Raw genomic sequence first — 12,362 nt, forward strand, 5'->3', positions numbered from 1 at the left:
GAACATGGAGTAGCTGGACAAGACCGAGAAGTCGGCCCCGCCGACTTCTCGCACACAGCACCGAAGGCCGGTACCCCCAGGGGCACCGGCCTTCTCGGTGTGGACACCTCGGGCTGCGCCCCGTCAGGCGGCGAGCTCCGCATCCTCCGCCCGCTCGTCGGCCGCATCGGCCGCCGCCCCCTGCTCCGCCGCCCCCTGCTCCGCCCCCGCCGGGCGGCCCCGCATGACCAGCGTGGCCACCAGCGCCGCCGCGAGCACCCCGATCGCACTGATCGTGAAGGTGGTCGTCATCGCGCTCGTGAACGCCTCCCGAGCGGTGTGCACGAGCCCGGCGTCCCCCTTCGCGACGGCCAGCGCCCCGGCGATCGAGTGCCTCGCCCCGTCCGGCAGCCCCGCCGGCATCCGGGCGGCGAAGCCGCTCGACAGCAGCGAGCCGAGGATCGCGATGCCGAGCGCGGTGCCGGCCTGCTGGATCGTGTCGTTGAGCGCTGAGCCGACGCCCGCCTTCTCCGCCGGGATGGTGCCCATCAGCGCCCCCACCGCGGCCGGCATGGCCAGACCGGCCCCGAGCCCGAGCAGGCCGAGCGCGACCGCCGGAACGGTGAAGCCGCCGTCGGCCGTGACGGTGGTCAGCAGCCCGAAGGCGGCGGCCATCGCGAGCATCCCGGAGAGGATCAGGAGGCGGTTGCCGATCTTCGCGGCGAACTTGGCCCCGGCCCCGTTGCCGATCAGCGCGGCGACGGCGAGCGGCATGAACGCGAGCCCCGCCTTGACCGGCGAGTAGCCCAGCACGAACTGCAGGTACTGGGTGAGGACCAGCAGCAACCCGCCGTTGCCGATCTGGACGAGCGTCAGCGAGAGCGAGCCGCCGCTGAAGTCGCGGTGCCCGAAGAGGACCAGCGGCACCATCGGCGCGTCGGTGACGTTCTCCCAGACCACGAACCCGACGAGCGCCACCACCGCCACGCCGAGGGTGACCAGCGACCGGCCGCCGAACGCGCCGTGCTGCGGGATCTCGATGATCCACCAGATCAGCGCCGTCATGCCGACCGCGGACAGCACTGCGCCGAGCGGGTCCGGCTTCTGCCACGGCCCCTTGGACTCCGGCATCAGCACGAGACCGGCGAGGATCGCGAGGGCGACGACCGGGACGTTGAGGAAGAAAATCGAGTGCCACGAGAAGTGGTCGATCAGCACGCCGCCGAGGACCGGGCTGCCGACGAGGCCGAGCATCGCCACCGACCCCCAGGCCGCCATCGCCTTGCCGCGCTCGTCCTCGTCGAAGACGGTGATGAGGATCGACAGCGTCGACGGCATGATCAGCGCGCCGCCGACCCCCATCGCGACGCGGGAGGCGATCACCTCACCGGGGTTCGTGCAGAAGGTCGCGGCCAGGGACGCCGCGCCGAAGAGCAGCAGGCCGATGATCATGATCTTCCGTCGGCCGAAGCGGTCGCCGAGGCTGCCGGAGGTCAGCAGCAGCCCGGCGAAGACCAGGACGTAGGAGTCGAGGATCCACTGGGTGTCCTGGGCGCTCGCGCCGAGGTCGGCCGTCATCGAGGGCACGGCCACGGTCAGCGCCATGCTGTCGATCACCAGGACCAACGAGCTCAGGCACAGCACGATCAGGATCCACCAGCGGTGCGGGTTGCGGGCCTGCATGAGATCTCCCCTCTCCATGCGCACACCGTTCCTTCGGTGCGCACTGCGTTCCGTCGCTGCGCACACTGTACGCATCGAGGAACAGTGTGCGCAACTAGCGCTTGCTGTACGCTGAATGCGAACGGTGTACGCAGAAGGGGATGCCGATGGCCGCCAGCACGAACCCGATCCCGTCCGTATGGGCCCGCCGCCAGCGCGAGCCCGACCAGCCCTCGCTCAGCCGGGACGCGATCGTCCGCGAGGCGATCGTGATGCTCGACGCCGAGGGCATCGAGGCGCTGAGCATGCGCAAACTCGCCGCCCGCCTGAACGCCGGCGCGACCTCCCTCTACCGCCACGTCGCGACCAAGGACGAGCTCATGGAGCTCGCGGTCGACGAGGTCTTCGGCGAGATCGTCCTCCCGCCCGCCGACAGCCCCGACTGGCGCGCCGCGGCCACCGACGCCGCCCAGGCCTTCCGCGCGACGGTGCTGCGCCACCCCTGGCTGTCGTCCGTCCTCGGCCAGGCGGGCCTCGCCTACCTGGGCCCCAACCTGATGTCGTTCGCCGAGCAGCTGACCGTCCTGTTCACCGCCGCCGGGTTCCCCGAGCCGGTCCGGGCGATCGACACCCTGGTCTGCTACACGATCGGCATGGGCACCACGGAGTCGGCCTGGCTCACCACGGTGGCCCGGTCCGGCCAGACGGAGGCCGAGTTCATCGCCCGCCTCATGCCCGCCGCCCAGGAGGCGGCCGACGACTTCGAGCACCTCGCCGACGCCTACGCGACCGCCGCCGGCACCGACCCGGTGACCATCCGCGACAGCAAGTTCGGCTACGGCCTGGAGGTCGTCCTCGACGGCCTGGCCCTGCGCCTGCCCCGCTGATCCGCGGATCCGCCGCCGGTACGCCGCCCGTACGCCACCGGTCCGACACCGATGCGCCGCTCACGCCTGCGCGAAATACGGGCTGGTGCGGGGCGGCGAGCGGGCACAATGGCGTAGTGATGGTCGGCCGTCCGGTACCGGGTGGCCGGGGGTGTGTCGGATGGAGGCCCGGTGAGCGATCTTCCGCGCAAGGCAGTGACCCGCACGGCACGGCTCGCCGCCCTGCCCCTGGGGATAGCCGGCCGCGCCACGCTCGGCCTGGGCAGGCGGATCGGCGGTCGGTCCGCCGAGGTGGTGACGGCCGAGCTGCAACAGGCCACCGCCGACCAGCTGTTCAAGGTGCTCGGCGAACTCAAGGGCGGGGCCATGAAGTTCGGGCAGGTGCTGTCCGTCTTCGAGGCCGCGCTGCCCGAGGAGGTCGCCGGCCCGTACCGGGCGGCGCTCACCAAGCTGCAGGACGCCGCTCCCCCGATGCCCGCCGCCAAGGTGCACACCGCGCTCGCCGAGCGCCTCGGGGCCAACTGGCGTGAGCTGTTCCGGGAGTTCGACGACCGGCCGGCGGCCGCCGCCTCGATCGGCCAGGTGCACCGGGCGGTCTGGCACGACGGCCGCCGGGTCGCCGTCAAGGTGCAGTACCCGGGCGCGGGTGACGCGCTGCTCGCGGACCTGTCGCAACTCGGCCGCGTCGCCTGGCTGCTGGGCCCGCTGATCCCGGGGCTGGACATCAAGCCGCTGATCGTCGAGCTGCGCGAGCGGGTCTCCGAGGAGCTCGACTACGAGCTGGAGGCGCAGGCGCAGCGTCGGCACGCCGAGGTGTTCGCGGGCGATCCGGACATCGTGGTGCCGGGTGTGGTGGCGCAGGCGGATCAGGTGCTGGTGACGGAGTGGATGGACGGCACGCCGCTGGCGGAGGTGATCGCGGGCGGGAGCCAGGAGGAGCGGGACCGTGCGGGCCGGCTGCTGGCCCGGTTCCTGTTCGCCGGTCCGGCGCGGACGGGGTTGTTGCACGCGGATCCGCATCCGGGCAATTTCCGGTTGTTGAAGGACGACGGTCCGGTGTCGGGGTGGCGGCTGGGGGTGCTGGACTTCGGCACGGTGGACCGGTTGCCGGGTGGGTTGCCGGCGCCGATCGGGGCGTCGCTGCGGATGGCGTTGGCCGGTGATGCGGCGGGTGTGCTGGAGATGCTGCGGGAGGAGGGCTTCGTGAAGCCCTCGATCGAGCTGGATGCGGACGCGGTGCTGGACTACCTGGTGCCGATCATCGAGCCGGCGGCGGTGGATTCCTTCCACTTCACGCGGGCGTGGATGCGGGCGCAGGCGGCGCGGATCGCGGATCCGCGGTCGCCTGCCTACAACCTGGGCAAGCAGTTGAACCTGCCGCCGTCGTACCTGCTGATCCACCGGGTGACGTTGAGCACGATCGGGGTGCTGTGTCAGCTGGGGGCGAAGGCGCCGTTCCGGGCGGAGATGCTGGAGTGGCTGCCGGAGTTCGCCGAGCAGGGGCCGGGTGGCAAGCGGGCCCGCAAGGGCCGCTGAGGGGCCGGGGAAGCCCGGGGCACCGACGAGTCGGAGCCGAGTAGCCAGCAGAACGGCCGCAGGCCGCTCCCCGGGTGCGGGGGGCGGCCTGCGGTGCGACGGGGGTCTGCCGTTCGTCCTGTGCCTGTCCGTGCGCGCCTGCACGCGCGTGGCCGCGCGTGGCCACGGGGCGCGCGCGTCGAACCGGGGCCGGACTACATCAGGGCGACGGCGAGGGCCTTGCGGGCCCGCAGCGAGGCGCGCTCGGCCCGCTGCTTGAGCTTGCGCGCCCTGGCGATGCGCAGGACGAGCCGTTGGTGCTCGGCCTCGTGCAGCCGGTCTTGCATATGGGCGCGGGCCAGGGATTCGTGGAGGAGTTGCATTTCGAGGGTCCTGTTCTGGATCTGAAGTTCGTTGGCCTGTTCGGCGCGGACGGCGGGGTCGATGGCGGCGGTCATGTGGTGGTCCTGCTCGTGGTGCGTCGTCGGGAAGGGGTTGGTGCGGGCCGCGTCGGCCTTGGCGGCGGCGATCCGCACGGAGCGGCGGAGGGAACTGTCCAGTGGGGGCTGCTCTCCCCGGCGGACGGCTCCGGCTCCGAGGTCGGGGCTCACGCCATGACCTCGGTCTTGCGCGGACGGCCACGGGGCCGCTTGCGGGCCACGACGACGCCCTGGACGAAGAGCTCGCCACCCCAGACGCCCCAGGGCTCGCGGCGCTCGAGGGCGCCGGCCAGGCAGGCCTCCTTGACCGGGCAGGTGCCGCAGAGGGACTTCGCGTACTCGACGTCGGCGGGCGTCTCGGCGAAGAAGACCTCGGGGTCGAAGGCGCGGCAGGGGATGGGGAGACCGAGTGCCTCGGCCTGCTCGATCGAGCTGAGCTGCATGGAAAGAACCTCCGGGGGGTCGGCCTGGTCGGCCTTGGTGATCTGGCTTGTCGGCGGTACGGACGGGGTGGGCGGTGTGATGACCGTGGACACTGTCTGCGTCTTCCTCGTCTTCTCAGTGGTTCCGGCCCGGCTGACTGGTGGGGCTGGGCCGGAGGCCCCGGGGGGCCTGGGTGGTCTTGCGTACCGGACAAAACAGAAGGGCCGCGGATCCCGGTGTGACGGGTTCCGCGGCCCTGGAGGTGCCGACCTGAGGTTCAGGTTCGTTCTCTCCAGGGTTCAGGCCCGCGGAAGGCCCGCATCCGGATGGCCGTGGCGCCGATGAAGGCGGCCATGGCCTGCTTGTTGATCTGCTGCTCGTTCTGCTTCTGGGCGTTTCCGGCACCGATGACCTGCGCATAGCCGCCATGCATGGCTGCGGCTACGACCGCCTTCGGTGCCTGGGTCGGTCGCTCGTCGCGCTCGGAGCGCGGCGTGCCGAACGACGCCCAATCGCGGGACAGACCGGTCTCGACGGAGGCGCCTTCGACGCTCCTGCCGCTCGCGACGCACAGATCAGTGTGTCCGAGACCACTGACAGCGACGGCGGGGACGACGGAGACACCGGTGGTGTCGAGACCCAGACCGGTTCCACCGAGCTCTGCGGGCGCCCACAGGAGGGCATCACGCAGGGAGGCAGCGACAACGGTCCGGCCAGTCATTTTGGTGATCATGATGTTTCCCACTGTCTTCGCCTCCTCTCGGCGTCTCGCGGAGCCGGGTTTCCCCTGCTCCGATGTTCGGATGTCTGTCTTGGTGAAGCTTTGGGCGCGGGAACTCGGCACAGGCGTCACCCCGTGCGTTCGCGTCCCCTTGACCGCTCCGGCAGGCTATTGCGCTCCCGGTACGCCGCGCAAACTATTTTTCACGGCGGTTTTCGCGTCGCGTTTCGCGTCGCGCCGGACGGCGCGTTCCGATGCCCCGCGGGAGTCCCCTGAGCAGTCCCCGTGACCACGCCCGGACCGGCTCACGCCGGTTCGACCGGACCGTCGTCCATGACGCCGTCCGGTTCCTCCTCGGGCTCCTCCCCCGCACACAACGAGAGCACGGCGGCCCCGTACTTGTCCAGCTTCATGGCGCCGACCCCGGAGATCTGGGCCAGTTCCTGGCGGTTCGCGGGCACGTCCTCGGCGATCGCCATGAGCGTCGCGTCGGTGAACACGACGTAGGCGGGGGCGCCCTGCTTCCTGGCCTGCCGGGCGCGCCACTCGCGCAGCCGCTCGTACAGCGCCTCGTCCATGGTGGACGGGCAGCTCTCGCAGCGGCGGAGCTTGCGTTCGACGGCGTCGGTCAGGACGCGCTCGCAGACGCGGCACTTGACCGGTCCGCGGACCTTCCGCCCGGCGGCGCGCTCGCCGAACTCCACGCCCCCGCGCCCGCCCCGCGCGCCGGTGCGGGTGCCGGGGGCGGCGGAGCCGGGGCGCAGCCCGTCGAGGAAACGGGTGGGCTTGCGGCTGGCGCGGCCGCCCGGGGAGCGGGAGAGGGCCCAGGAGAGGGAGAGGTGCTTGCGGGCGCGGGTGACGCCGACGTAGAGGAGGCGGCGCTCCTCCTCGACGTGTTCGTCGGTCTTGGCGTAGATGATCGGCAGGGTGCCCTCGGTGAGGCCGACGAGGTAGACGGCGTCCCATTCGAGGCCCTTGGCGGCGTGCAGGGAGGCGAGGGTGACGCCTTCGACGGCGGGGGCGTGCTGGGCGGCGGCGCGGGCGTCGAGTTCGGCGACGTAGGCGGCGAGGTCCGCGCCCAGTCCTTCGGCGGTGCGGGTGCGCTCGAACTCCTCGGCGAGCCGGACGAGGGCGGCGAGGGACTCCCAGCGGTCGCGGACGGCGCCGGAGCCGGCGGGCGGTTCGGGGGTGAAGCCGCGGCTGGCGAGGACGGCGCGGACCTGGCCGGCCAGGTCGGGGGCGCCGGCGGTGAGGGGGTCGGCGGCGGCGCGGGCCGCGCCGCGCAGCAGGACGCCGGCGTCGCGGACCTCGGGGCGTTCGAAGAACCGCTCGGCGCCCTTGAGCTGGTAGGGGACGCCGAGGTCGGCGAGGGCCTGTTCGTAGACCTCGGACTGGCCGTTGGTGCGGAAGAGGACGGCGACCTCGCTGGCGCGGACGCCGGTGGCGAGGAGGTCCTTGATGCGGCGGGCGGTGGTCTCGGCCTCGGTGGGCTCGTCCTCGTACTCGGTGTAGCCGGGTTCGGGGCCGGCTTCGCGCTGGGAGACGAGTTCGAGGCGGTGGCGGGCGGCCTCGCCGCGGGCCTGGGCGAGGAGTCCGTTGGCGAGGTGGACGACCTGGGGGGTGGAGCGGTAGTCGCGCACGAGCTTGACGACGGTGGCCTCGGGGTGGCGGCTGCGGAAGTTCAGCAGGTAGTCGGGGGTGGCGCCGGTGAAGGAGTAGATGGTCTGGCTGGCGTCGCCGACGACGCAGAGGCTGGCGCCGCCGCCGGGGCCGGTCCACTGGTCGAGGAGGCGCTGCTGGAGCGGGGAGACGTCCTGGTACTCGTCGACGGTGAAGTGCCGGTACTGGGCGCGGACCTGGTCGGCGATGTCGGGGCGGTCCTCCAGGATGGCGGCGGTGAGCAGGAGGACGTCCTCGAAGTCGATGACGCCGCGGCGGCTCTTGGCCTCCTCGTAGACGCGGTAGACCTGGGCGGTCTCGGCGGGGTCGCGGGGGGCGTCGCGGCCGGACTTCTGGACGGCGGCGGGGTAGTCGTCGGGGCCGATCTGGGTGACCTTGGCCCATTCGATCTCGGCGGTGAGGTCGCGCAGTTCGGTGCGCTGGACGCGCAGGCCGCAGCGGCCGGCGGATTCGGCGACGAGCTGGATCTTGCGTTCGAGCAGCTGCGGGACGGGGCCGCCGACGGCGCGGGGCCAGAAGTACTGGAGCTGGCGCAGGGCGGCGGAGTGGAAGGTGCGGGCCTGGACGCCGTCGGCGCCGAGCTGGCGCAGGCGGCCGCGCATCTCGCCGGCGGCGCGGGCGGTGAAGGTGACGGCGAGGACCTGCTGGGGCTGGTAGACGCCGCTGCGCACGCCGTAGGCGATGCGGTGGGTGATGGCGCGGGTCTTGCCCGTGCCGGCGCCGGCGAGGACGCAGACGGGCCCGTGCAGGGCGGTGGCGACGGCGCGCTGTTCGGGGTCGAGGCCGGCGAGCACGGCGTCGGGGCCGGCGTCGCGGGCCGCCGCCGCGGGGTCGGTCCAGAGGTCGCCGGGGCCGCCGCTCAAGAGGTCTTCCTGCATGCGTTCCATCCTCTCAGCCCGGTGGGACAACCGGGGCCGGGTTGTCCACAGGCCCGGTGTGATCGCAGGATGATCGCTCTGCCTCTCCGCGACGCGGCGGCCTCCCGAGCGTGGCGGCCGCGGCCCTTCCGGGACGCGGCGGCCGGAATGCCCGCCGCGCGTCGGACGTTGCGTCCGGAGAACCAGAGACCGTCCGCCCCCTCCCGAAGGAGTCCCCCCGATGTCCGGCACCGTCACGATGTACAGCACGACCTGGTGTGGGTACTGCAATCGACTCAAGAGCCAGCTGGACCGTGAAGGCATCGGCTACACCGAGATCAACATCGAGGAGGACCCGGCGTCGGCGTCCTTCGTCGAGTCGGTGAACAACGGCAACCAGACGGTCCCGACGGTGCTGGTGACGCCGGCGGGCGGCGGCGAGCGGGTGGTCATGACCAACCCGAGCCTGCTGCAGGTCAAGAAGGCCCTCGCGGCCTGATCCGGGCCCGGCGGCCGGGCCCCGGCGCGCGTCTCAGGGCGCGTCGGCCGGGGCCTGGTCGACGGGCGTCGCGGGCGCGGGCAGCGTGGTGCGCGCGCCGAGGTCGCCGACGCCGTAGACGAGCCGGCAGCGGTCGGCCGAGTAGCGGGTCTCGATGACCCGCACCGGCCCGCGCCGGTCGTAGGTGACGCGGGTCTGCACCATGAGCGGCACGCCGGGGCCGCCCTGGAACCACTGGGCCTCCTCCGGTCCCGGCATCCGGGCCACGAGGTGGTCGACGGCGCCGATCTCGGTGCGGCCGAGGGCCGCGAGGACGGCCTCGTCCCCGCCCTCGACGGCGTCGGGCTCCATCAGCGGGGTGCCGGCGGCGAGCCCGGCCCGGTAGTGGCTCTCCTCGATCGAGTACGGCTCGCGGTCCAGCGTGCGCAGCTGGCGGCGCACGACGATGGCCTCGCCGGGGCGCAGTCCGAGGCGTTCGGCGATGTCGACGCGGGCGCGGACGATCATCATCTCGAAGTCGGTGCCGAGTTCGCGGCCGGCGTCGGCGGCCTCGCCGAGGTAGACGGCGGTGGGGACGGCGAGGCAGTCGCGCGGGGCGGTGGGCAGCGCGGGGCCGTAGGCGCGGTGGTCGAGGACGGGGTGTTCGCGCAGGTAGGTGCCCTTGCCCTGGAGGCGGACGAGCCGGCCTTCGTTGACGAGGACGTCGACGGCGAGGCGGACGGTGTTGCGGGCAACTCCGTACTGGCGTTCCAGTTCGCTCTCGACCGGGAGGGCGGCGTCGGCGGTGAACTCGCCCTCGGCGATGCGGCGGCGCAGGTCGGCGGCGAGGCGCTGGTATTTGGGGGATTGGGCGGTGCCCCGGGGGATTGTCACCCGAGTGAATGTAGCGAGCGCGGTGACGCGGTTTCAGCCGTTTCCGGCAATGTCGTCCGCGCGGGTCGGCGGTGCGCGCCGGGCGGCGGGCGGCCTGGGCGGGTACGGCCCGTCCGGTCACGAACATCCGGAGGGTGCGGCTTCCGAAAGGGATCGAAATCGGAAAAGGGGGCGCACGGCATGAGCCGCGCGCCCCCTTTTCTTGAGCTTTCCCGAGCTTTCCCGAGCTTTCCCGAACTCTCCCGGACCTTCCCGGGCTTTCCGGGAGCGCCCGGGAGCGGTTTACCAGCGCGCCGCGGACGGCAGCGGTTCGCCGTACCAGAGCTCGACGAGGTGGCGCGCGATCGAGATCCCCGAGGGCGGCAGGATCTCCCCCGCCTCCATGCCGGCCCGCAGTTCCTCGCGGGAGAACCAGCGCGCCTCGGCGAGCTCCTCGCCGTCCACCGTGATCTCGGTGCCGCCGGGCAGCGCCTTGCCGGTGAAGCCGAGCATCAGGCTGGACGGGAACGGCCAGGGCTGGCTGGCGACGTACCGCACCTCGCCGACCCGCACGCCGGCCTCCTCGTGGACCTCGCGGGCGACGGCCTGCTCGATCGACTCCCCCGGCTCGACGAAGCCGGCCAGGGTGGACCAGCGGCCCTCGGGCCACAGCGCCTGGCGGCCGAGCAGGCAGCGGTCCTGCTCGTCGGTGATCACCATGATCACCGCCGGGTCGGTGCGCGGGTAGTGCTCGGCCGCGCAGGAGGTGCAGCGCCGCACGTGCCCGGCGCCGGCCTTCTCGGTCGGGTGGCCGCAGCGCGAGCAGAAGCTGTGCAGGCGGTGCCAGTGCTCCAGGGCGACGGCGTGCACCAGCAGCCCCGCGTCGCGGTCGGACAGCAGCGCGCCGACCTCGCGCAGCCCGGCCGGACGGGCGTCGCCGTCCAGGCGCCCGGGCAGGCTCTCGCCGGCCAGCGCGAAGTAGGAGACGCCGTCGTCGTCGGTGCCGAGGAAGTACCGGTCGCCGGTCTGCGGCGCCTCGAAGGAGGGCAGCAGGACCAGCTCGGTGCCCCCGGCGGTGTCGACGACGAAGGCCTCGCCGCCCGCGATCGGCAGCACCCGGGTGTTCGGGTGGCTCCAGGCCGCGGCGAGCCAGGGCTCGTCGAACCGGTGCTCGGCCGCCCGGTCCACTCCGGCCCGGGCCAGTGCCAGGTACAGGGGGCGTTCGGTCTCAGGCACGGTGCTCACGTCGTTCCATCCCCACGTGGTGCATCAGGTGAATCATCCGGATGAGTGATCTGACTGCCGGGGCGGGCCCGGTGGGCCCGCACCCGTTCCTGCGCTCGCTCACGCGCCCGCCTCGCCGCGCCCGTTCACGCGCCGGGCCGGAAGTTCTCGGCCAGGTCGCCCCACAGGTAGGCGGCGGTCTCCACGCCCTTGGCCAGCAGGTCGAGTTCGACCTTCTCGTTGACCGAGTGCCAGCCGTCGGAGGGCACCGAGATGCCGAGGAACAGCACCGGCGCGCCGAGCACGTCCTGGAGGTCGGCGGCGGGGCCGGAGCCGCCCTCGCGGGTGAAGAGGACCTTCTGCTCGAAGGCCCGGCCCATCGCGCGGACGACGGACTGCAGCGCCGGGTGGTCCAGCGGCGTCAGGCAGGGCCGGGTCGCGCCGGGGAAGACCAGCTCGTAGCGGATGCCCGCGGGCACCTGCTCGGCCACCCACGCGCGCACGGCCTCCCGGACCTTCTCCACCTCCTGCCCGGCCACCAGCCGGAAGGAGAGCTTGAGGTGCGCGGACGCCGGGACGATGGTCTTGCCGCCGGGGCCGGTGTAGCCGCCCCAGATGCCGTTGACCTCGGCGGTCGGGCGGGCCCAGATCCGCTCCAGGGTGGAGTAGCCGGCCTCGCCGCGCGTGCCGGAGGACTTGGCGACCGCCAGCCACTGCTCCTCGTCGAAGGGCAGTTCGGCGAACAGCGCGCGCTCGCGCTCGGTCAGCTCGATCACGCCGTCGTAGAAGCCGGGCACGGCGACCCGCCGGTCGCCGTCGTGCAGGGCGGCGGCCAGCTCGGCCGCGACCTGCGCCGGGTTGGGGACGGCGCCGCCGAAGGAGCCGGAGTGGATGTCGGTGTCCGGCCCGTACAGGTCGATCTGGGCGTCGGCCAGGCCGCGCATGCCGGTGCAGACGGTCGGCGTGGTCCGCGACCACATGCCGGTGTCCGAGATGATCACCACGTCGGCGGCCAGCCGCTCGGCCTCGCGCCGGACCAGGGCCGGGAAGTGCGGCGAGCCGGACTCCTCCTCGCCCTCGATCAGCAGCTTGAGGTTGACGGCCGGCGCGGTGCGCCCGGTGGCGGCCAGGTGGGCCCGCACGCCGAGGGTGTGGAAGAACACCTGCCCCTTGTCGTCGGCCGCGCCGCGCGCGAACATCCGTCCGTCGACGACGGTCGGCTCGAACGGGTCGGTGTCCCAGCCGTCCTCCTTCGCGGCCGGCTGGACGTCGTGGTGCCCGTAGACCAGGACGGTCGGGGCGGACGAGTCGCCCGAGGGCCATTCGGCGAACACCGCCGGCAGGCCGTCCGTCTCCCAGACCTCCGCCACCGGGAAGCCGGTGTCGCGCAGCTTGGCGGCCAGCCACTCGGCGGAGCGCCGCACGTCCCCGGCGCGGGCCGGGTCGGCGGAGACCGACGGGATGCGCAGCCAGTCGGACAGGTCGGCCAGGAAGGCGGACCGGTGCTGGTCGATGTAGGAGCGGACGGCGCTGTCCGGGGTTCTCGTCATACCGACGACTGTAGTTCGCCCGTGCGGGTGCCCGCCCCGGCCGTCCGGCTGCCGGGCCCGAAGGGGGCTGTAA

Annotated in this window: 11 protein-coding genes; 3 read left to right on the forward strand and 8 right to left on the reverse strand. The window is 73.0% G+C overall.

Translation table 11 applies throughout. The features are described from left to right. Positions 1-123: 123 nt before the first annotated feature. Positions 124-1,680 (reverse strand): MFS transporter, encoded by a 1,557-nt coding sequence (locus ACFVU9_RS36765; protein WP_387601158.1) that lies wholly within the window; start codon positions 1,678-1,680, stop codon positions 124-126. A 128-nt stretch (positions 1,681-1,808) separates the two neighbouring features. Between ACFVU9_RS36765 and ACFVU9_RS36770 the strand changes: the two genes are divergently transcribed. Together ACFVU9_RS36770 and ACFVU9_RS36775 are read left to right on the forward strand one after the other, a co-directional pair. Next, positions 1,809-2,528: a TetR/AcrR family transcriptional regulator C-terminal domain-containing protein gene (locus ACFVU9_RS36770; RefSeq protein ID WP_387601161.1), complete on the forward strand. Its 720-nt coding sequence runs from the start codon at positions 1,809-1,811 to the stop codon at positions 2,526-2,528. 171 nt (positions 2,529-2,699) lie between these two features. Beyond that, complete coding sequence (locus ACFVU9_RS36775; protein ID WP_387601163.1) at positions 2,700-4,064, forward strand: ABC1 kinase family protein; 1,365 nt, start codon at positions 2,700-2,702, stop codon at positions 4,062-4,064. 194 nt (positions 4,065-4,258) lie between these two features. Here ACFVU9_RS36775 and ACFVU9_RS36780 read toward each other — a convergent pair whose 3' ends face one another. From ACFVU9_RS36780 to ACFVU9_RS36795, 4 genes are all read right to left on the reverse strand, one after another. Further along, the gene (locus ACFVU9_RS36780) at positions 4,259-4,501 is read right to left on the reverse strand and encodes a hypothetical protein (RefSeq protein ID WP_359966313.1); all 243 of its coding nucleotides are present in this window, start codon (positions 4,499-4,501) and stop codon (positions 4,259-4,261) included. A gap of 149 nt (positions 4,502-4,650) precedes the next feature. Beyond that, a complete protein-coding gene (locus tag ACFVU9_RS36785; protein WP_380438270.1) occupies positions 4,651-5,019 on the reverse strand; it encodes a WhiB family transcriptional regulator in 369 nt (122 codons plus the stop codon). Positions 5,020-5,183: 164 nt separating this feature from the next. Continuing rightward, entirely contained in the window at positions 5,184-5,639 is a 456-nt protein-coding gene (locus ACFVU9_RS36790; RefSeq protein WP_380498916.1) for a hypothetical protein, read from the reverse strand. Positions 5,640-5,932: 293 nt separating this feature from the next. Continuing rightward, positions 5,933-8,101 (reverse strand): ATP-dependent DNA helicase UvrD2, encoded by a 2,169-nt coding sequence (locus ACFVU9_RS36795; protein WP_387601194.1) that lies wholly within the window; start codon positions 8,099-8,101, stop codon positions 5,933-5,935. A 304-nt stretch (positions 8,102-8,405) separates the two neighbouring features. On the opposite strand from ACFVU9_RS36795, the gene ACFVU9_RS36800 reads away from it, so the two are divergent. Continuing rightward, entirely contained in the window at positions 8,406-8,663 is a 258-nt protein-coding gene (locus ACFVU9_RS36800) for a mycoredoxin (protein ID WP_329928084.1), read from the forward strand. 33 nt (positions 8,664-8,696) lie between these two features. Here the strand turns inward: ACFVU9_RS36800 and ACFVU9_RS36805 are convergent, their stop codons facing one another. From ACFVU9_RS36805 to ACFVU9_RS36815, 3 genes are all read right to left on the reverse strand, one after another. Further along, positions 8,697-9,536: a GntR family transcriptional regulator gene (locus ACFVU9_RS36805; RefSeq protein ID WP_380438266.1), complete on the reverse strand. Its 840-nt coding sequence runs from the start codon at positions 9,534-9,536 to the stop codon at positions 8,697-8,699. Between the two features lie 282 nt (positions 9,537-9,818). Next, positions 9,819-10,760, reverse strand: a complete 942-nt coding sequence (nudC, locus tag ACFVU9_RS36810; protein WP_380438264.1) for an NAD(+) diphosphatase — start codon at positions 10,758-10,760, stop codon at positions 9,819-9,821. A gap of 125 nt (positions 10,761-10,885) precedes the next feature. Then, complete coding sequence (locus ACFVU9_RS36815; RefSeq protein ID WP_380438262.1) at positions 10,886-12,289, reverse strand: dipeptidase; 1,404 nt, start codon at positions 12,287-12,289, stop codon at positions 10,886-10,888. Positions 12,290-12,362 lie beyond the last annotated feature (73 nt).

The organism is Kitasatospora sp. NPDC057936 (genome assembly GCF_042887525.1).
Classification (GTDB): Bacteria; Actinomycetota; Actinomycetes; order Streptomycetales; family Streptomycetaceae; genus Kitasatospora.

Coding starts and splice junctions, on each gene's coding strand:
- ACFVU9_RS36765 (WP_387601158.1), bottom strand. CDS start 1,680: ATGGAGAGGGGAGATCTCATGCAGGCCCGCAACCCGCACCGCTGGTGG.
- ACFVU9_RS36770 (WP_387601161.1), top strand. CDS start 1,809: ATGGCCGCCAGCACGAACCCGATCCCGTCCGTATGGGCCCGCCGCCAG.
- ACFVU9_RS36780 (WP_359966313.1), bottom strand. CDS start 4,501: ATGACCGCCGCCATCGACCCCGCCGTCCGCGCCGAACAGGCCAACGAA.
- ACFVU9_RS36790 (WP_380498916.1), bottom strand. CDS start 5,639: ATGATCACCAAAATGACTGGCCGGACCGTTGTCGCTGCCTCCCTGCGT.
- ACFVU9_RS36800 (WP_329928084.1), top strand. CDS start 8,406: ATGTCCGGCACCGTCACGATGTACAGCACGACCTGGTGTGGGTACTGC.
- ACFVU9_RS36815 (WP_380438262.1), bottom strand. CDS start 12,289: ATGACGAGAACCCCGGACAGCGCCGTCCGCTCCTACATCGACCAGCAC.